At 65.7% G+C, this 19,249-nt stretch carries 17 protein-coding genes and 4 pseudogenes; 17 read left to right on the forward strand and 4 right to left on the reverse strand.

Annotated features, from left to right (window positions below; all coding sequences use genetic code 11):
* Nucleotides 1-8: 8 nt before the first annotated feature.
* Nucleotides 9-1,688, forward strand: a complete 1,680-nt coding sequence (locus OG289_RS48160; RefSeq protein ID WP_327320340.1) for a serine/threonine-protein kinase — start codon at nt 9-11, stop codon at nt 1,686-1,688.
* A gap of 719 nt (nt 1,689-2,407) precedes the next feature.
* Here OG289_RS48160 and OG289_RS48165 read toward each other — a convergent pair.
* Together OG289_RS48165 and OG289_RS48170 are read right to left on the reverse strand one after the other, a co-directional pair.
* Nucleotides 2,408-3,091: a hypothetical protein gene (locus OG289_RS48165; protein ID WP_327320341.1), complete on the reverse strand. Its 684-nt coding sequence runs from the start codon at nt 3,089-3,091 to the stop codon at nt 2,408-2,410.
* Nucleotides 3,088-3,338: pseudogene (locus tag OG289_RS48170) on the reverse strand (ATP/GTP-binding protein); the annotation flags it as partial. The gene OG289_RS48165 and the pseudogene OG289_RS48170, both read right to left, overlap by 4 nt.
* On the opposite strand from OG289_RS48170, the pseudogene OG289_RS48175 reads away from it, so the two are divergent.
* The 3 pseudogenes from OG289_RS48175 to OG289_RS48185 form a co-directional block, all read left to right on the forward strand.
* Nucleotides 3,336-3,555: pseudogene (locus tag OG289_RS48175) on the forward strand (telomere-associated protein Tap); the annotation flags it as partial. The pseudogenes OG289_RS48170 and OG289_RS48175 overlap by 3 nt on opposite strands.
* An 8-nt stretch (nt 3,556-3,563) precedes the next feature.
* A pseudogene (tpg, locus tag OG289_RS48180) lies at nt 3,564-3,991 on the forward strand (telomere-protecting terminal protein Tpg).
* Between the two features lie 65 nt (nt 3,992-4,056).
* Nucleotides 4,057-4,858 (forward strand): annotated as a pseudogene (locus tag OG289_RS48185) (IS5 family transposase).
* A 70-nt stretch (nt 4,859-4,928) separates the two neighbouring features.
* On the opposite strand, the gene OG289_RS48190 reads toward OG289_RS48185, so the two are convergent.
* Complete coding sequence (locus OG289_RS48190; protein ID WP_327320342.1) at nt 4,929-5,513, reverse strand: DinB family protein; 585 nt, start codon at nt 5,511-5,513, stop codon at nt 4,929-4,931.
* 5 nt (nt 5,514-5,518) lie between these two features.
* Between OG289_RS48190 and OG289_RS48195 the strand changes: the two genes are divergently transcribed.
* On the forward strand, nt 5,519-5,647 hold the full coding sequence (locus OG289_RS48195) for a hypothetical protein (protein ID WP_257548903.1): 129 nt from the start codon (nt 5,519-5,521) through the stop codon (nt 5,645-5,647).
* A 417-nt stretch (nt 5,648-6,064) separates the two neighbouring features.
* Here the strand turns inward: OG289_RS48195 and OG289_RS48200 are convergent, their stop codons facing one another.
* Nucleotides 6,065-6,340 (reverse strand): hypothetical protein, encoded by a 276-nt coding sequence (locus tag OG289_RS48200; protein ID WP_327320343.1) that lies wholly within the window; start codon nt 6,338-6,340, stop codon nt 6,065-6,067.
* Between the two features lie 209 nt (nt 6,341-6,549).
* Between OG289_RS48200 and OG289_RS48205 the strand changes: the two genes are divergently transcribed.
* From OG289_RS48205 to OG289_RS48260, 12 genes are all read left to right on the forward strand, one after another.
* Nucleotides 6,550-7,905, forward strand: coding sequence for an MmgE/PrpD family protein (locus OG289_RS48205; RefSeq protein ID WP_327320344.1), 1,356 nt, complete (start codon nt 6,550-6,552; stop codon nt 7,903-7,905).
* A gap of 59 nt (nt 7,906-7,964) precedes the next feature.
* Nucleotides 7,965-8,495, forward strand: a complete 531-nt coding sequence (locus OG289_RS48210) for a hypothetical protein (protein ID WP_327320345.1) — start codon at nt 7,965-7,967, stop codon at nt 8,493-8,495.
* Nucleotides 8,492-9,688 (forward strand): YcaO-like family protein, encoded by a 1,197-nt coding sequence (locus OG289_RS48215; protein ID WP_327320346.1) that lies wholly within the window; start codon nt 8,492-8,494, stop codon nt 9,686-9,688. The genes OG289_RS48210 and OG289_RS48215 overlap by 4 nt, the downstream gene beginning before the upstream one ends.
* Before the next feature lie 12 nt (nt 9,689-9,700).
* Entirely contained in the window at nt 9,701-10,474 is a 774-nt protein-coding gene (locus OG289_RS48220) for a SagB/ThcOx family dehydrogenase (RefSeq protein WP_327320347.1), read from the forward strand.
* Between the two features lie 145 nt (nt 10,475-10,619).
* Nucleotides 10,620-11,528 carry a JmjC domain-containing protein gene (locus OG289_RS48225; RefSeq protein WP_327320348.1) on the forward strand — a complete coding sequence of 303 codons (909 nt, stop codon included), beginning with the start codon at nt 10,620-10,622 and terminating at the stop codon, nt 11,526-11,528.
* 10 nt (nt 11,529-11,538) lie between these two features.
* Nucleotides 11,539-12,639, forward strand: coding sequence for an insulinase family protein (locus OG289_RS48230; protein WP_327320349.1), 1,101 nt, complete (start codon nt 11,539-11,541; stop codon nt 12,637-12,639).
* Between the two features lie 36 nt (nt 12,640-12,675).
* Nucleotides 12,676-13,212, forward strand: a complete 537-nt coding sequence (locus OG289_RS48235) for a hypothetical protein (protein WP_327320350.1) — start codon at nt 12,676-12,678, stop codon at nt 13,210-13,212.
* A gap of 41 nt (nt 13,213-13,253) precedes the next feature.
* The gene (locus OG289_RS48240) at nt 13,254-14,444 is read left to right on the forward strand and encodes an MFS transporter (protein WP_327320351.1); all 1,191 of its coding nucleotides are present in this window, start codon (nt 13,254-13,256) and stop codon (nt 14,442-14,444) included.
* Complete coding sequence (locus tag OG289_RS48245) at nt 14,441-15,916, forward strand: ANL family adenylate-forming protein (protein ID WP_327320352.1); 1,476 nt, start codon at nt 14,441-14,443, stop codon at nt 15,914-15,916. Before OG289_RS48240 ends, OG289_RS48245 begins: the two co-directional genes overlap by 4 nt.
* Entirely contained in the window at nt 15,894-16,379 is a 486-nt protein-coding gene (locus tag OG289_RS48250; RefSeq protein ID WP_327320353.1) for an acyl carrier protein, read from the forward strand. Before OG289_RS48245 ends, OG289_RS48250 begins: the two co-directional genes overlap by 23 nt.
* Nucleotides 16,380-16,384: 5 nt before the next feature.
* A complete protein-coding gene (locus OG289_RS48255) occupies nt 16,385-17,800 on the forward strand; it encodes an AMP-binding protein (protein WP_327320354.1) in 1,416 nt (471 codons plus the stop codon).
* Nucleotides 17,801-18,012: 212 nt separating this feature from the next.
* Complete coding sequence (locus tag OG289_RS48260) at nt 18,013-19,233, forward strand: condensation domain-containing protein (protein WP_327320355.1); 1,221 nt, start codon at nt 18,013-18,015, stop codon at nt 19,231-19,233.
* Nucleotides 19,234-19,249: the final 16 nt, after the last annotated feature.

Raw genomic sequence — 19,249 nt, forward strand, 5'->3', positions numbered from 1 at the left:
GGGAAGCGTTGAGGGAGCTCAGACAGACCGACCCGATCAGGGTCGGGCCGTACCGGCTGCTCGCGGAGATCGGGCGGGGCGGGATGGGCCGGGTGCTGCTCGGGGCCGGGCTCGACGGGCGGCTGGTGGCGGTCAAACAAGTCCACGCCCGGTTCGCCGCCGACGAGGAGTTCCGGGCCCGGTTCCGGCGCGAGGTGGCCGCCTCCCGCAAGGTGTCCGGGGCCTTCACCGCGGCCGTGACGGCCGCCGACACGGAGGCCGAGACCCCGTGGCTGGCCTCGGTGTTCGTCTCCGGGCCCGCGCTCGGTGCGGTGGTCGACGCGGTCGGTCCGCTCCCGGAGGCGTCCGTACGCCGCCTCGCGGCCGGACTCGCCACGGCGCTGGTGGAGATCCACCGGGCCGGGCTGGTGCACCGGGACCTCAAGCCCGACAACGTCCTCCTCGCCGAGGACGGCGTACGCGTCATCGATTTCGGCATCGCGCGGGCGGCGCAGGCGGCGGGCGGGGACGCCGCCGAGCTGACGCAGAGCGGGGTGGTCGTCGGCTCGCCCGCCTTCATGTCGCCCGAACAGGCCGAAGGGAAGGAACTGACCCCGGCGAGCGACGTGTTCTCGCTCGGGTCGGTGCTGGTGCTGGCTGCGGCCGGACGCAGCCCCTTTGCCGCCGGCAGCACCCTCCAGACCCTGTACGACCTGGTCCACGCCGAGCCCGACCTGTCGGCCGTACCAGCGGGGTCCCAGGCGCTGGTGGCCGCCTGCCTGGCCAAGGACCCGGCCGCCCGGCCGACGCCGGAGGGGATCCTCGAACTGCTCGGGGCCTTGGCCCCGGCGGACGCTGATGGCCGCCGGCCGTGGCCTGCCGCCGTGCACACGATGATCGCGGCGCAGCAGGCCGAGGTGGACCGGGTGCTCGGCGCCCCGGAGCGGACCGTGCTGGACCTGCTGGCCGGGCGGGCCGGGGCGCCCGTACCGGGCGAGCCGCAAGGGACCGGCCCCGGGGCCGCCGCGCCGACCGCCGTGGCCACCGCCGCGGACCTGGCCGCGGCACCCGCAGACGACCCGGTCCGGCGCCGGATCCCGCAGCCGCTCGTGGCGGCGTCCGCGGTGGTGCTGGCGGGCCTGATAGGCGGAGCGGCGTACCTCTTGTGGCCCGACGGGGACGGCAGCGGCAACGGGAGCCCCCCGGGGGACAAGTACGTCAACACGGTGCTCTGCCCGGAGGCGGCGGACCAGCTCCCGCTGCCCCCGGCCGAACGCAGGGAGGCGGACGACATCCACAGCGACGGCGGGACGTATGAGGGGGTCGACTGCACCTGGTACGGCTACGGGGAGTCGAAGCAGCACGCGTACGTGACCTGGACGGTGTACCACAGCCCCAAGTCCGCGCCGTCTGCGTCGCCCGGGCAGGCGGTGACGCAGTCAGCAGGGACGCAGTCGGCGGGGACACGGGCGGCGCACGCGAGCCTGGCGGAATTTGCGAAGGCGACCCACTCCTCGCCCGGGCCCGGCCCGGGCGAGGAAGCGGTCTGGGGGACCGCCTGGTCGGACGGGTCGGGCTGCCGGTTGGGGGTGCGCGACGGGAACCTGGAGGTGGTGACGGTGCTCAGCGAGCCGCGGCACCCCGCGGGCACCTGCAAGGCGGAGGCCGCGAAGATCGTGGAGGCCGTGCTGAACATGATGCCGCGCTGAGGCGGCGGGGCCAGCCGTAAGGGTCATGCGGAGTCAGCGGCGTCCGCCGCCCTGCTGTGCGGGCAGCTGTCCCGCAGTCCTGGACCCTCTCCCCGGGCAGGCCGTCCCCCTGGGACTCGCCCTGGGCATGTCCGCCCTGCGGGCCGACATGGCACGCACCCTCGCCATCGCCGGCTCCCACGGCGACCAGACCGGTGAGGCCGGGGTCCTGGCTCTGTCGGCGCTGGGGGAGGCCTATGAGGGCGACACCGATGCGGCCGGCCGGTTCGCCGACGCCGCTGCCGGGCTCGTGGACGGACTCACCGATCCGAACCTCACAGACCTGTGCGAGTCGCTGGTGTGGCTTGCCTGGGCGGAAGCACTGCTGGAGCGCTACGACGACGTGGAACGGCATGCGGACCGCGGTGTGGGCATCGCCCGACGCAGCGGTCAACTCCATGTCCTGCCGCACCTGCTGACGACCACGGCGTACCTGGGCTGCGGTGGGTGCCGACGGCATCGCTCATCCCCGCGGACCATGAAGCCACCCGCCGGGGATCGGGCACCTGAGCCAGGCAGGTCAGCAGGCTGGGGAGGTCATCGGGCGCGGTCGGTGCGGCGTCGGCGAGTCGGCCCAGAGGGCCCGGGACGAGCGAGGATGAACGGGCAGGCACGGTCTTCCGTCGTGGTGATCAGGGACTCGACACCTCATGATCACCGGAAATCGTGCCTGCTCCGCGTCAGCCCCGGCGACCACCTCGCGGTCCTACCCCAGCTCCTGAAGCCCCACCAACCCGGATACACCGCCTGAATGACGCCGCCCTGGTCTGTCGTTGCAGGCTGCCCAGGGATACCGAGATGTCGTGGACGTCCGTCAGCTCGGTCCAGATTTCCTTCGTGCCCATCCCGCTCACGATCATCGAGTTGATCTTTTCCTTGAGGGGCTCGGTGATGGCGGACCGGTTCTTGGGGGTCTGGAAGTCGGGAAAACTTGCGGAGTCCAGGACGCGGCGGACCAGCCAGCGGGGAACATTCCACCGCCCCGCGATCTGCCGGACGGTTGTGTCGCCCTGAAGCGCGTCGTATTGGATGGGCAGGGTCATGTCCAGGCTGCCCTGCTTGAGTGCCTTGTGGGTGTGGATGCGCAGGGTCCTGGGGGTGGGCATTGCCCGGCCGCGGGCGGAGCCGGCGGCCGAGAGGGCCCGTTGCAGGGCGGCCTCGGAGCGGCCGGAGACCGCGCCGAGCCGTTCGATGCGGGGTTTGCCGAACCAGTTGGGCGGGCCGGCGAGGAAGCAGCGCAGGTCGCTGGGCTTGAGGTGGTTGGCGCGGGCCAGGCGCCGGACGTAGGAGTCGGTGCTCTCGCCGAGCTTGGGGCGGACAATCACCGGAAGCTCGGCGATGCGCTCGGAAGAGGATCCGGTCAACGCCTGGTCACCGCCGCCCTGACCGGGGACGACGCCATCTGGGCGGTGTGATCCAGCGGTATCGCCGCGAAGTCTTCTTCGTGATCTTCTCGGTGCCGGTGAGGATCGCGTCGATCGCGTCCCCGCGGATCGCGTGGGACAGGGCTCCGATCATGCCGCCGGTCCGGTCGTGCAGGTAGCGGTCGAGAGCGACCAGCGTGCCGCGCTGGTGCTCGTGCAGCAGCAAGGTCTCCTCAAGGGGCGCGACTGCGTCGTCCACCCCTCGCCGGGGGGAGAGCCCGCTGGACTTTCTGCCGTACGCGGCGTCCGGCAAGCCGCAGCCGGGCGGGTTCCGCCTCGGGCCCACGCCGGGCCTGGCGAAGCTGGAGAGCGTCCAGTCGATGCTGTGGGCGGTCGAACTGTTGGAGAAGGGCCTCAACCCGGCCCGCCACATGAAGGGCGGCGACGCCGTCCGGACGAAGGGGAGTAACCGGTGGGCGAGATCGACGACGCGATCGAGCGGGCCGACCGGGAGAGCTTCATCCGCCAGCCGCCGAAGACGCTCAAGGGCAAGATCGGCTACCTGCTCAAGCAACTGGGTAGCGCGAAGGCCGTCGCCCAGGAGATCGGCGTCACCGCCGACTCCGTGAACTGCTACCGGCGCGGCGCCCACAAGCAAGCCCGCGCCGACGTCGCCGCGAAGATCGACGACGCGGTGTGGGCCCGCTGGCAGCCCCAGGTCCTCAAGCGCTGGCAGAGGCGGGCCGCGCCCTCCAGCGGGATCACGGTGGAGACCCGGCCCGGTTCGTGTACACCGCGCCCGTCGGTACGACCGACGACGGACAGTTGGGGTGCCTCACCGTGCACCTCCCCCCCGGCGTGTATTTCCAGGACGGTGGTGGACGCGCTATGAGCTCGTAACACGATCTTGTTGAACGGTCCTGGTCGGGCGTGACTGTTGTGACGGTCTGATCGTTCGGGTGGGTGTGACGACTCGGCCGTGGATCGTGGACGACGACTTGTGGGCGCTGATCGAGCCGTTGCTGCCGCCTTGGCCCCCGCGGTCTCCGGGGCCGAAGCCGGTGGCGGACCGGCTGTGTCTGCAGGGCATTCTGTATGTCCTGCACCAGGACGTCGCTTGGCAGCTCCTGCCCCTGGAGCTGGGGTTCGGCTCGGGGCAGACCTGCTGGCGGCGCCTGGACCGCTGGCAGGCGTCTTCGACAGGTTGCACCGCATCCTGCTCGCGGAGCTGAACGCGGCCGGCGAACTCGACTGGACCCGCGCGTGCGTGGACGGCTCCCACGTCCGCGCCAAAAAAGGGGAGACGCGACCGGGCCGTCGTCGGTCGACCGGCGGAAGACTGGCAGCAAACACCATCTGATCTGCGACGGGAAGGGCACTCCGCTCCACGTCATCACGACTGCGGCGAACGTCGACGACATCACGCAGACTCTCGCCCTCGTCGACGGCATCCCGCCGGTGGCCGGGCGTCCGGGCCGTCCCCGTCGACGCCACGAGTCCATCCTGGGTGACAAGGCGTACGACTCCCGGGTAGTCCGCCGTGAACTGCGCACACGCCGGATCATGCCGGTCATCTCCCGCAAGGGCGCCCCGAACATCAAGGGCCTGGGCAAACTCCGCTACGTCGTCGAGCAGGCCTTCGCCCTCCTCCACCAGTTCAAACGCCTCGCCATCCGATGGGAACGACGCCTCGAACTCCACGACGCCTTCGTCTCCCTGGCATGCAGCCTCATCTGCTGGCGACGCCTCAAGAAGGCCCACCCATGATCCTGTTACGAGCCATTAGACTCCGAAAGGGCTCCGCGACCAGGGCATATGGAGAAGTGCAACTGGAGTACTAAGCCTTGATTGGTGCGGCCGACCTGGCGGCCTGCTCGATCTTCGCGCAGTAGGATGCACGGGCTTCCTCGTCGATCTGCTTCTCGTGTTCGGCGCGCAACCCGGTCCGGCCGTCGAGGCCCTCGCGCAGGATATCGGCGTGCCCGGCATGCCGGATGGACTCGCCGAGGACATGGACCATGATGGCGAACAGGTTCGTGTCGGCATGAGGCTCCGGCCACCACGGCACGTGGCCGTGGGCGTCGAGGGGAAGCTCGTTGATCGTCGCGTCCGAGTGTTCCCACGTGCGCCGGTAGAACCCGATGATCTGATCGCGGGTCTCGTCCTCGGTCGCCCACAGATCGCTGCCGTTGGAGTCCTGCCACCGGGGCAGCGGTTCCGGGGAAGGGCGGTCGAAGACCTCGCCGAAGTACCTGGCCTCGACGGTGGCCACGTGTTTGACCAGGCCGAGGAGGTTGGTCCCGGTCGCTGTCAAAGGTCGGCGGGCGTCGTATTCGGACAAGCCGTCGAGTTTCCAGAGCAGCGCCTTGCGGTCCCGCCGCAGTCTCCCGTGCAGGTTGTCTTTCGCGAATTCATCGATCATGCGGCATGAGCCTGCCATGGGCTGCTCGTGGTCTCAAGATCCCGTACGTGGTCCGCAACGACTGGCAGAGCCGAGGCCTGGCCATGGCCGCCGCCCTGACCTGCTACAAGAAGCTCGCGAAACTTGCCACGTGAGACACCCGCTAAGTGGTTGGCAGGTTGAAGACCAAGCTCAACATCTTTAACGATTCAATCAGACCCTCGATCGTTGCGTGTCCGGCCACCGGCTTGGTGTCCTCGCGATCGCGTCTCGACGTACGGACGAGGGGCACAGGCGTCGGCCCGCGGCTCAGTGAACAGATCACGCCAGATCCTCCTCGAAAAGAGGATCCAGCAGTCTTCGACGTGTCGAAAATTTCGAAATGTTTAATCGCTGCGATGTCGGAGTGGCGGAAGTCAGCAGTGCAGTCTTCCTCGAACAAGACCGTGGTACGTGAAACTTTCTGGAATGGCGAAGGTTTCGAAAGGTCAGGATCCGGCCACATGGCGAGAAATCGAAGCGCTTCAACATGTCTATTGACTTTCACGCTTGGGCTTTGTGATCGTGAGGCGTCACCACTCGTACTGGCAACCAAGAAGGGTTGACCTGGCAATGACGCGTGAACGAGCGATGGTTCCGGCCTCCAGCGACAACGGGCGTGCACGGGCGATGGTTCCGGCCTCCAGCGACAATGGGCGTGCACGGGCGATGGTTCCGGCCTCCAGCGACAATGGGCGTGCACGGGCGATGGTTCCGGCCTCCAGCGACAACGGGCGTGCACGGGCGATGGTTCCGGCCTCCAGCGACAATGGGCGTGCACGGGCGATGGTTCCGGCCTCCAGCGACAACGGGCGGTAGCTTCCGCCCTGAACTACGAAACATGCCGGAAATCCTGGGACCTTTCCCTCGGTTCCGGTAAGTATGCAGTCTGAATGGCCTGGCCAGGCAGAATTCAGTGCGTGTGGTTTCGGTTCCATTATCCCGGTATCGAAACCACACGCGTCCCTGACAGTAAGAATTCACCTACGGCAGTCGCACCACCGATCGCGAGGATGCTGTGTGGCCCGATGGTAAGAACTTTGGCGAGGCGCTCAACGACTGGATGGACGGCGTGTCAGGGATCCTCGACGTGCCCGAGGCGCTGGTCGAGGACTCGGCAGCCGCTTCCGCCGACTTCCTGCTATGCGCGCTGATCAGCCGGGTTCAGGCGGGTGAGGGCGGCCGGCGTGCCGACCATGGCACCGATGCCGACGGCACCGCGGGCGCTCCCATCTGGTGGACGGGAAAGACGGCCACGGCCGAACGCGCGGCCTCGGCGAATCTCGTCGCTGGCATAGCCGCCGATTTCGACTCGGTTCACTATTTGGCGGGAGGGCACCTGGCAGCTTTCCTTACACCGTCGCTGTTCGACCGGCCCGGTGTCTCTGTGGACGACACACTGCGCATTCAAGCAGTCGCTACCGAGTTCGGTGTGCGTCTAGGGCAGGCGGTGAAGGACCAGGTGCGTGCCAACGCATTTCATGTCACGCCGATCATCGGGGGACTGAGTGCTGTCTACGCGCTGGCCCGCAGAAGCGGATTCCCCGTGGAGCGCATCAGATGGTGTCTGCGCCTCTACCTCTCGACATACAGGTCCGACTATGAACTCCTGGGCAGCGACGGGCGTATGTACCAGATGGGTCAGGCCATGAGGCAAGCGCACGGCGTGGTTGCGGAAGGTGGTGTGCACTCCAAGGTCGATCGACGCGCTGCCAACGAATGGTGGCAACCATTTTCTGTCATGGGTGTACCGATGAATACTCCTCCAAAGAAATCGGAACAGTGGCTCTCCCGTTCAGGGACCACCACTTTGAAGTCCGCGCCGTGCTGCGCGTACTTCTTTGAAACCTTGGCTGCTGTCGCAGACCTCCGGCGAAGAGTTCTCGGTGGCACATTGCGGCAGCTGCACGTACACATCCCGCGGTACGCCCTCGCCGCACATCGTGGTTCGGCCGGTGTCACCTGGCTGGACCCGTTCGATCTTGTGCACAACATCGCCATCTGTTGGGTGCTGGGAAGGGACTCCTGGACCCCATTGGCTGAACTGCCGACCGACGTCGTGAAACGGGCCGCGAAGCTGATCACGCTGCACGAAGTCTCTGATCGGACACCGGCTGCAGTGACGGCGGTGATGAGTGACGGAGTCGTGGCGGGTAGCGCTGAAACGATCCATAAGCAGAACGGCCGAGGACGCACTTACCCGGCACTACAACGGAAGGCCGAAATCGTGAGCGGACATCTCAACGGGGAACGGCGACGACTGGAAGCTGCGGATGATCCACGGCGACTGTTACGCCGTCTCCTCGACGTGTGCGGCGAGGACGTCGACGAGCAGACGGGTGGAGCGCGTGTGACCGTCGGAGGGCTCCAGTGACGTTCCCCCCGGTTGAAGTGTCCAGCGTCCACGTTCTCACGCCCCAGGCTTACACGTCCGTGTCCACGGAGTTGAAAGCGCTGCTGTCCACCGACGGTGAGCGCAACTCGGCATACGAGGGCGAAACTGCGGCGCAGGCCTTGTGCGTGGATGTCGTGGGCGTCGGCGAAATCGATGATCTTCTTCCCAGAGCCCTCGACTGGACTCGACGCGGCGGCCTTCACCTTCCCGTCGTCGTCGGCGCGCAGCACACATCCGTGGGACCGCTCACCAATCCGGGCTACGCCGCCTGCATCCAGTGCGCCGGCTACCGCGGTTGCTTCGACTCGACGACACCACCTGCCGTGGCGGACGGGCATGTAAGTCCGACCGATGTCTCATCGCTCACCGTGAAGCTGATCTCCGTCACGGTGGCACAGGAGATCGACAGAGTTGTGCGTGCCGAGAACACCCTGCCCATGACCCTGGGCGGCTTGATCAGTATCGACCACGCCACGGGGACAGTGGGCATCGAGAGGGTCGGCCAGGTCGACGGCTGCGAAGTGTGCTCGTCACTGATCGAGTTCGCCTTCCAGGGGGCGCTGGGATGAACAGAATCCATGAACTGCAGCCGCATCGCATACGTCAGCTTGAAGATCTGCTCCTCGAACAGAGCGGCCAGGTATCGACTCTCCAGCCCCTTGACGACTTCTACAACGACGAGCCTCGGGGGCAGGGCTGGGTGGCGCAATTGCCGCCCAATTCGCACTTGCCGCTGGGTTCGGCCCATAATCCGCGAGCCACCGGAGGGCGGGGGCGAGGGGAACTGGCTCGGCTGAAAGCCCTGATGGAGGCAGCTGAGCGCATCTGCCTCAGCACGATACCTAAGGAGAGACTCTGGTACGGCTCGGCATCGGAGCTCGACAACTGCCTCGCCGCCGAGGCGTTTCCGACACCTTGGCGGGATTCTCCGGTATGGCGGATGCCCCTTCACTGGTGCGAGGCCACCAAGATCGGCTCACCGTCATCGGCGCCCATCCTGATTCCGGCCCAACTCGTCTACTGCCCGTTCAGGGAAACCGATGAGCGCGCGATGCTCTGGGACCCGAGCAGTAATGGCGCTGCCGCCGGCTTCTCAGTCGAAGATGCGGTGGTGCGCGCGACGCGGGAGGCATTCGAACGTCACGCCATCATGCTTTCCCACTACTTGCGGCTGAGTGGCCGGGAAGTCGACTGGCGCGACCTGGCCCTTGAGCCAGGTCCCATGGCCATGGGGATGGAGGCAACGGCGCTGGGGCTGGGGATACGTGTGGCATGCCTGGTCGAGACGCCCTTCCCCGTGGCCGTCTGCCGTGTGGTCGACCCGTCCGGCAGGTTTCCGGCGCTCACCACCGGCAGCGCCTGCGGCGTCTCACTCGAGGAAGCCGTAGGCGGTGCGATGAGCGAGGCACTGTACGCCCGCAGGCAGGCTCGGGACTTCCTGACGAACGTCGAGGCCGTGGACGCGAGGGATCTGGAGACGATCGAGGACCGCGTCGTCTACTGGGGTCAGCCACAAACGATGGAGAGACTTGATTACCTTTTCGGCAGCTTCATGCCGCTTGAAGGTACCTACACGAACGGCTTCCTGGACGAGGGATACATGGCGGACATCACAACACCGCTGTTCGCCAAAGCCGGAATTTCGGTTGTGAAGGTTGTCTACCCGCGGCTTCAACCCCTGTTCTTCGCCGAGGGCGAGAAGCGGATTCTTGGCGATCCGGACGCGAGTTTTATTTCCTCCGAACCGCACCCCTATGCCTGACGGGAAGTGAATATGAGCGCAGACAAGGGCGCGGCTGTTTCGGCACTCGATTTTCATCGGACAACCTACGCCGACGCGGCGATGCTCTCCGACTGGGCGATGCTTCCCGTCGACCAGTGGCCCGATGAGTGGTTCACGTACAACGAAAAGAGTTTCCCACGCCTTGAGAGCGTGCAGCTCCAGGTGCCGGAGGCTCCGCCTTCCGGCCTTGGCGGTGAATGGCTGGCCCGTCGGACCAGCAGTCGGTCCGCTCTCGACCAGATGTCTCTCGCTGCTCTCTCCCAGGTGCTCTGGTACACGACACACTCCGATCCGCCGGAAGAACACGCTCCCGGCAGCTGGCATCGTCCGTACCCGTCCGCCGGTGGGCGCCTCGGCTGCGAGTTCTACGTCATCGCGCGAACCGTCGAAGGCCTTCCGTCAGGCGTCTACAGCTACGGCGTGGCTCGCCATGAGCTGAATCGGCTGCGTCCCGCTGCGACCGAGTCCATGCTGCGCTTCATCTTCGGCGACGGGTGGGTGACAAGGACCTGTGCGCTCCTGATCATCACGCTGTCGATGGACAGGCTCGAGACGAAGTACGGCGACCGCGGGTACCGCTACGGGTTGATCGAGACCGGCGCCGCCTCACAAACGGTCTCCCTCGTGGCCGGTGCCGCGTCGATCGGGTCCTGCATCCTCGGCGGGTTCGCGGACGTTCCGTTGGGCCAACTTCTCTTGTGCACCCCCGAATCGGAAGTGCCGGTGGCAACCATCGCCTTCAGCCTCATAGAGGAGGAGCGCTGAGATGCTCGTAACGGACGCCAACGTCGAACCCGTTCTGGGCGTCGGCCGGACAGAGCTGTCCGAGGCGAAGGGGCGTAGGTGGCTTCACCGGAGCGCCGCCCTGCAGCCCCACGACACCTACTCGTGGAACGACCTGAACACGTCCTTGCAGTACGGCAATCTCGGTCCGGATCAAGTGCGACTCGTCGGCGGTGACGTGTCGGTCGACGAGCTGTTCCTCATGTCGGTCGCGGGTGGCTCGCGCACCTTCCTCCGAATCGTCCCCGAGACAGTGCACCGGGCCCTCGCGACCGGCGGGACGCTTGTGATCGACCAGCTGGACCTGATCAACCCCTGGGCCGATCAGGTGTCCCGCGCTCTGGCCGGCATCTTCACCACACGGGTCCAGGCCAATCTCTACGCATCACTGCGTGGAGCGCCCGGATTTGGTGCACACCAGGACACCCATGACGTCTTCGTGGTCCAGGGCCGCGGGAAGAAGCACTGGACCTTGGGGACCGGGGCCGAGACCACGCAACTGACCATGGTTGCGGGTGACGTGCTGTACCTGCCCGAGGGCACCAGCCATGACGTGGCCACCGGCACTGAAGGGTCGTTGCACATCACTTTCGCCATCCCGCGGCCCAATGTGCAGGAGCTGCTGGCGTGGACGATCGACAACTCACAGGACACCGGTCTGCTGGCAGCCATCGACGAGGGCGATCCCGGCGCCACGGCCACGGTACTTGCCGAGCGAACGCACAAGATCAGTGACACCAAGGTGAGTGCTTTCCTCGAAGAAGGATTGAGCAAAGGGGTGGCACCGTCGTACGTGAACCTTCCCCATGTGGTCCGTGAGGCCGAACCAAGCGGGACCACCACGCTCTTCGCCCGGCGCTCCTTCGTGAACATCCTGCCCGACGGGGCGGACGAGCACGCACAGGTTCTGGCCTGTCTGAGTGCGACCGACGAGATGGCGGTGCAGGACCTGCTCTCTGTCAGCGGTGTGAGCAAGCCACTCGACGTGGTCCGCGAACTCGCGCAGTGGGGCCTGATCAGCCTGTCGGAGCGTTGAGGTGCACCGAATGCGGGAGGTGGCTCCCGGGCTGGGGTGGTACGACTACGACGGCGACGTCGGCGCGTTCGCGCTGACGTTTCCCGCTGGCTTTCATGCGGAAGGCGCCGACCGTCCCGGTCTCGCCCACTTCACCGAACACATGCTCATGGCGCCGAGGGACGGGGCCGCGCGCCCGTACGCCCAGCTCGAGGAACACGGTTGCCTGCTGGAGGCGCAGACCAGACGGGACCATCTCACCGTCACCGTCAGCGGACCACAAGGACACCTGCTGCGCGCTGCCGAGACCATGGTCGCCCACCTCACCGACCTTCGCCGTCCGGCCAGCGCCGCCCTTCAGCAAGCGGAGATCATCCACAACGAAGTGCTGGAGAAGACCGGGCTCGCTCCCTGGTCGGATCGCTGGCGTTGGTGCATTCCCACGCCTGGCGGTGGGATCGGCGTGGACCACGACCCGGTCGTCGCCCCGGCGCTCGCGGGGCTTGCGGTCTACGAGGAGGGTTGGAAGGCGTTCGCCGTGCAGAACATCCGTCTCGAGCGGTGCAGTGCCGCAGTGGTCGCCGACCCGGCGCTGGTTGCTCCCGAGGACATGGAATCGGTGCTGGGTCCCAGGTCGCTGCCTGACGCCCGTGACGTTCCGCGACCCGACACTGACTCCCGGATGCTTCGGGACGAAATCGTCCTTCCGGTGGACACCAACGACCTTGCCGGGCAGAGCGCCGCGTTGATCGCAGCCAAGCTGGTGGCGAGAGAGGCGGCCGCGGTTCACCGTCAAGCGTGTGCGGACATGCGGTACGGCCTTTTCGACGAGTGGTTCAGTGAGAACGCCGCGACGATCGTCACCGTGCCCGTCCCCTCCGACCTCGATTTCGGTGCGCTCGAGCGGCGACTGCACAGGCTTCGAGAGACCGCGGTCGAGCCGAGCGCCATGAACTGGGCTCGCGAGCAACTACTGCAGGAGTGGGCCGCGCGCGTCAAGTCACCCTCGGCGTGCGCCCGGTCGATGGCCTGGATGCTGTCCGGCGGACGACTGGGCACTCCTTTTGCACCACTCGACTCCCGCCTTGTCGAGCGCAGCGCATCCGCGGCTGCCATGCTGATGGGGGCCTAGATGCCAAAGCCCATGACGCGTGTGAACCGTTGGGGCATGACCATGGACCTCGTCCGGCGGCCCTCGCACTTCTCTGCCACTGCGTCCGTGCGAGTCGCCTCCCCCGACGATGTGCTGTCGTGGCTGTGCCTGTGCGAGTGCTTCGCGGGCGGCTTCTCAAGTCCCCTGATGCGTGCGGGCCGACTCAACGGCACGTTGTTCCGTGTTCATCTGGCGCTGCTCCCCAGCATGCCCGGCGACGGCGTCCTGGCGCTGACGTTCACCTCCTCTGCGCGGTCTGAGCCGACGAGCCTGGTGCGTGTTCAGCGGGCGCTCGACAGAATTCTGGAGGCCGGCGAGGTGACGCCCGCTCAGTGGCAAAGCGCAGCGCTTCGCCTGCGGACTCGGCTGGACACCAGTGATCGCCTGCCGCGTCGTTCGCTGTGGCACCGGTCCCCGTACGATGCCCGCCTCGTCGATCCGTTGTCGTGGGCGGCGCGCACTTGCCCCGGCCACGAGATCTACGAGCATCCGCTGGCCGCGTTGGTGCACGAACTGTCGGGACATCACGCGGACGTGCAGGGGAGGCGGTGATGGGTTCCTCTGTCGAGAAGAAGACGCCGAGCCCCGTCAAGGTGCTGCGCAGGACCAGCACGGCCTCGAGCCTGGAAGACGGTGCGTTCGCCCTGGTCCTGCCGGTTCTCGCGGAGCAGTCCACCGGGAAGTACGGTGTGGCGGCGGTCTTCGTGGCGGTGACGGCACCCTGGGCACTGGCGTCACTCCCGATCGGATATCTCGCCGACCACATGTCGCGCACGCGTCTGCTGAGGATCGTGGCCGTGGTGCGCATAGGGCTCGCCGCACTGCTTGCCGCTCTGTACCTGCTCGGCAGTCCCGTGCCGGGGCTCGTGGCTGTCGTGGCTTTCGGGTTGGGCAGCTGCGCTGTGGCTTCGGAGATCGCGCGCCAGTCGCTCGTGCCGCAGCTGGTGTCGAATCCGGACCGGCTCGTCTCCGCCAACACGGAGATCGCCAAGGTGTCCCAGCTGTATGGCGGCTTCGTCGGACCGTTGGTGGGCGGCGGGCTGCTGACCTGGAGCCAATCGGGTGCCACGCTCGCTCTGGCGGTGTTGGCCCTGATCACTCTGATCGTGACGCTGGGCCTACCGGAAACCCCTGCCCTGAGTGACGAACCCATGCGCGTACAGACCATGGTGACAGTGGGGTTGGACGGATTCCGCCACATCTACCGTCAGCGCATGCTTTTGACTCTGGCCGCTCTGAGTTTCACGGTCTCGGTCATCTGGTACGTCTGGCAGACGTCCTTCACGGCCTTCGCACTGGCAGACAACGGTCTGGGCGCCTCAAGCCTCGGCTACTCGGTGCTGCTCCTGGCCGGCACAGCGGGAGCGCTCGTCGGCAACCAACTGGTGCAGCATCTAACGCGGACGTTTCCCTTGCGCACTGTGTTGTCCATGAGCCTGGTCGTCTGGGTCATCTGGTTCGTCGTTCCCGCTCTGACATCGAGTTGGTACGCGATCCTCGTCGGCCTCGTCCTGGGCGGTTCCGCCGGGCTGCTGTGGAACACCGTCTCCATCACGGCTCGACAACTAGTCACCGAGGGACACCTGTTGGGTCGGACGACCGCCGCATACCGGATGGTGACGCGCACGGGCCGGGTGATCGGGGCGGCCATCGCGGGACTGATGATGACGCACACCTCCTGGCAGCACATCTTCGCCATCTGTGCCGGTGCCGTCGGAGCCGTGGCTGTCGGAATCCTTGTTCTCTACCGTGACCGATCCATGCTCGAGCCGGAAGTGCGGTGACGTCGTTGACCACTCCACGGAACACCAGCCGGTCGGCCGGCGAGTGGATGCCCGCCGCGTCTCTCGTTCTCCACTCGCGCGACGGCAGCACGCAGTTCCTCGAACCGGAGGGTATCCGAGCGCGCTTGTCGCAGATCCGAGGGGAGCTGCGCCAGGAGGTGGCCTCCGACGAGTCCATCTGCCTCCTGCCCAACGGGCAAGCGCCGTTCACGCGCTTCCTGTTGGAGCTCCTTGCAGCCCTTGGACTGCCAAATCCTGTGGCCGTACCGGACGATGACACCTCTGCGTCGATCGCTCAACTGGCCCGCCTGGGGTTGACGGCTCGTGCGCTCGGACAGGAACGGCAGCCACGCGACGAGCCCGCCCGGCGCGAGGTACTGCCGCGCCATGCCCTCCTGCTCAGAACCGGGGGCACCAGCGGTCGGGTCCGTTACGCGGTGAACACCAGCATGCGCCGCACCCTGGGCCGGGACCGCCGGTTGAGCCTGGCGAGCGCGCTGGGACTGAAGGACGAAATCCGTGTCTCTCTTGCCGGATCGATTCGTCACGCCGCCCATCTGAGCATGCTGTTGGACGCGTTGAACTATCGCACACAGGTCCACCTGTTCGAGAAACCCGACCCCGCACAGGTGTTGGACCACGTCCGCCGAGATAGCGTCCAGTGGCTCGTCACCACTCCACTTCATCTGCGGATCATGCAACGCCAACTGCAGGACGGTGAGGGGACGTCGGACCTCAAGACCGTCGTCCATATGAGTGCGGCCTGCTCGATGCCGATCAAACGGTTCTGGCACTCCACGCTCGGTCCCGAGAACGTGTACGAAGTGTTCGGAGCCTCCGAGGGAATCGGGACCACGGTGGCTCGTGGGGATGAATGGGAAGAGCGTCCCGGAACGGTCGGCAGGGGCTTCTACACCTCAGTGACCGTCATGGACTCCTCCGGCCGCCCGGCGGCGCCGGGCGTACTGGGTGACGTCTACTTCAAGAGCGGAATGTCGGCGCGACCGCTGCACGTCGGACAACGAGACCTCGTCACTTGGACCAGCGACGGGCAAGTTAGCATCGGCGACCGCGGCAGGCTCGACACGGACGGCTACCTCTATCTCGAGCCGAGGCCTCAGCTGCGGATCACTGTCGGTGGGACCACTGTCCTGGCCACGGACATCGAGGAGGCGCTGCTCGACATCCCCGGGATCCAGGACGCGGCTGCGGCGGCAGTCTCCAATCATGTGACGGGGCAGCGTGTCGTCTGTTTCGTGGTGCGCGACTCCCACGGTTCCGATGCCGAGCCGAACGAGTTGATTCCGGCGCTGCGACGGGTACTGCCGCCCGCCGCCGTTCCTCGCAGAATCATCGAAGTAGAGGCCGTTCCCCGGTGGCTGTCGGGCAAGGTCAACCGCACTTTGATCTCGGAAATGGCGCAGAAGCACTTCGCAAGGGAGAAGAACAGTGACCGTGCAAGCGATTCCTGACAATCCGTATTTCCCAGGGATTTACCGCCGCACGGCGGACAATGCCTGTGTCGTCGCCGTGGCACCCCGGTCCTTCATGTCCGTGCCGGAAGTGCGCGCCGTGTTGAGCGAGGTCCTCGCGACCCAGCCGCACCGATTCGTCTTCACGGTCCTTCACTCGGGGGAAGGCCTGCAGGACGACACCATCAGCGACGAGGTAGTGGCCACCAGGAAGTTCCACCGGATGCAGTCCTCCGAAGGACCGGTGGAGTCGCTGTTGGCGGAGAGAATCCACCTCACCCTGCCTGATGCCGCGGTACTCAGCATGACCGACGACATCAAGGACCTGGGGGGTGATTCGTTGCTCTGTCTCGAGTTGAGCGAGGCCATCGCCGACATCTGGGATGTCGAGATTGAGCCCGTGGATGTCTTCCGGGTCAACTCCCTGGCAGCCCTTGCCGCGGATATCGAGGCGGGACGATGACGTCCGTGGCCTTCGACCTGCTGGCCAACGGCGCGTACGACGCGGCGGCTCTTGTCGATGGAACACAGGTTCTCACCCGCGGGCGGGCACGGGAGATGGCCGATGGCATCGCCCGATTCCTGGGCGATGACGCCAAGAAGCTCGTGATGGTGGAGAACCCTCGTTCCTTGACGGGAGCTCTGGCTTATGCGGCCGTGCTACGTGCCGGCCATGCGGTGATGCTGGTGGAAGCCGCGGGCTACGGTGACGCGACGACGTTGATCGAGCGACTTCGCCCGGATGTGCTCATGGGGCCCTCATGTGTCAGAGCGTCCGAAGCTTCACCGTATTACCAGCACCACGTGCGGGAAGTTCCTCACGGCGGGGTGGCTCGTTGGGTCATTGACGCTAATCCGGCCGCGCTCGCACAGGAGTTGGCCCTGGTCGCACGCACCTCCGGCTCCACATCCGAGGGCAAACTGGTACGGCTCTCCTACGGCAACCTCGTGAGTAACGCCGAAAGTATCGTTGCAGCGACAGACATCCGTGGATCGGACGTCGTCGCGACGTCACTGCGCTTGGACTACAGCTTCGGTCTGTCCATGTTCCATTCTCATCTCGTGGCGGGCGCCACCGTGGGTCTGACCACGGCATCGCCGACCACCGACCGCTTCTGGGCGGATGTCGAGCGCTGGGGTGTGACGTCCACGGGGATGGTTCCGTCCACGGTGCGTTTCATCCTGCAGGATCCGGTGTCGAAGGCGCGGTTGTCCGCGCTGCGATCGCTGCTGGTGGCCGGCGGTCCGTTGCGGGCCGACTCGCTGCGACGGCTTCGTGAAGCGGTCGGTCCGGAGGGTTCCGTCTTCTACATGTACGGCCAGACCGAGGCGACTGCGCGGATGACCTGCATGGACCCGGCATTGGCGGCCGAGCACGAAGGAAGTGTCGGAGTTCCGATATCGGGTGGGCGGATCGAGATTCGCGGACCGGACGGATCCGAGGTCGTCCCCGGCCGACGGGGCGAGGTGTACTACAAGGGACCCAACGTCATGCTCGGCTATGCCGTCATACGTGACGATCTTGCACTGTCCGACCTCTGCGGTGGGGAACTGCGGACGGGTGACATAGGCCGGTTGCAAGACGGCGTGTTGTATCTCGAGGGCCGCGTCGATCGCCAGGTCAAGGTACTGGGTGAAAAGGTCAATCTGGACGCTGTCGAGGCCGCCGCGGTGTCGGCCCTCGGCGGGACAGCCGCAGCCGCCGTGTTCATGGAACCCGATCAGGTCCACCTCCATGTCGAGGGAGGACCTGAGTCTCTGAAGCGGCTGCGTTCCTGGGGACTGGCTGGTCTGGGAGTTCCGCCGGGCTGCCTGAAGCTGCGAACCGTGGAACATCTCCCGAGAACACCTTCCGGCAAAGTGAGGTACCTCTTGCTGAGTTGAATGATTGTGGCAGGGAGTGCAGGAGCACGGCTCGACGCGAAATGGGCCTCTGCTGGACCAGGGGACGGGATGCTGAGGAGGCGATGCCGGACATGAGTGAAATGACGACACTGACAGTGCGGGGCGAACCAGGCGTCCTGCCCTTTACTTGGGGGCAGCGGTGGTGGTGGAACGAGTGTCCTCCCGAAAATCCGGAGAGGAGAAGAGGAAACATGATCATCTCCCTCGAATTTCCGTCCGGCATGTCTCTCAAGAGTGCCCTGGAGACGCTGGAAGGGATCGCCGGAAGATTCGACACCTTGCGGACACGATACGAGCTCACCGGCGAACCCGAACCGGTTCAAGTGGTTGAGCGCCAGGCGCAGATCCCCGTCTATCTATATGCTGCGGAAAGTGATTGTCCGGGACTCCCGGAGAGCATTGACTCGTCAATGCGCACACATAATTTTGATCTTCTTGGGCATCCACCCGTCTGTTTGGCTATCGGGCTGGGAAGCGAAGGAGAGCCAGTCCGCCTCCACGCGTTCCTCGACCATATCGTCACCGACTTGGTGGGTGCCATATACCTGAAGCGCTATTTTCGAAGTGTCATCTTCAGGGAAGGGGCCCCCGCCGGCGCGATACATCAGCCCGCCGATCAGGTGGCCCTTGAGTCTACGGAAGCCAGACGGCGGCGCAATGAAAAGGCTATCGAATATTGGAGATCCGAGCTGACGGCGCCCTCCCCTGATGCATGGTTGTCCCGTGTGGCCGAGACGAGGAGTGGAAGCGCCCTAAACTTTGCCAAGGTCTCCCTGGAATCCCCATTCCTTGGCGCAGCTCTTCCGATTATCGCAGAGCGTCATCAGGTGAGCGTCGCGCATGTTCTCTGCCATCTTGCAGCCTTGACTTTCGAAGGCTTCGCGGAAATTCCGCCTTTCTTCAACATGATCGTCTCGACCCGCCGTTCTCAAGTGGAACGGTCTGCCCTGGGGATGTATTCGCGATCCATACCGATCATCCTGAAATCGCGAGGGCGGACGGTTGAGGAGCGCATCAGAGACTCGGCGAGAACAATGATGCACGGACAGCTCTTTGCTGCGTGTGACCCCACGGATTTCGATGCGGTGTGCCGAGAATCCGGATGGCCGGACAGAGCGATGATCGGGGTTTCCCTCAATGATGGATACAGTGCCACGACCAACCCGTCGGCACAGCCCGGCACGCGAAGGGATGACCTCAATTCCCTCTTGAAGCTCAGTAATTACGAGTACCCGAGCTTCCGGGTTTATCAAAATGGGCGTGCGATCAAGCTCGACTCCGGAAAGAGCCCGACAGGCATATTTCGCCTATCTCTCGAGGTGGATGCCCGACTATTTTCCGCTTCCGCTGCAGAAAAAGCTCTGGGTGAAATCGAAGAACGGGTGCTGATGTACCTTAAAAAGAGCCTGTGAAGACAGGGATTGCCTG

Origin of the sequence: Streptomyces sp. NBC_01235, assembly GCF_035989285.1 — a bacterium.
In the GTDB taxonomy this organism is placed as follows: domain Bacteria; phylum Actinomycetota; class Actinomycetes; order Streptomycetales; family Streptomycetaceae; genus Streptomyces.

Excerpts from the sequence above, each read along its gene's own strand:
- OG289_RS48190 (WP_327320342.1), bottom strand. The coding sequence starts at position 5,513 with ATGATCGATGAATTCGCGAAAGACAACCTGCACGGGAGACTGCGGCGG.
- OG289_RS48195 (WP_257548903.1), top strand. The coding sequence starts at position 5,519 with ATGAGCCTGCCATGGGCTGCTCGTGGTCTCAAGATCCCGTACGTGGTC.
- OG289_RS48215 (WP_327320346.1), top strand. The coding sequence starts at position 8,492 with ATGAACAGAATCCATGAACTGCAGCCGCATCGCATACGTCAGCTTGAA.
- OG289_RS48220 (WP_327320347.1), top strand. The coding sequence starts at position 9,701 with ATGAGCGCAGACAAGGGCGCGGCTGTTTCGGCACTCGATTTTCATCGG.
- OG289_RS48230 (WP_327320349.1), top strand. The coding sequence starts at position 11,539 with ATGCGGGAGGTGGCTCCCGGGCTGGGGTGGTACGACTACGACGGCGAC.
- OG289_RS48235 (WP_327320350.1), top strand. The coding sequence starts at position 12,676 with ATGACCATGGACCTCGTCCGGCGGCCCTCGCACTTCTCTGCCACTGCG.
- OG289_RS48260 (WP_327320355.1), top strand. The coding sequence starts at position 18,013 with ATGATCATCTCCCTCGAATTTCCGTCCGGCATGTCTCTCAAGAGTGCC.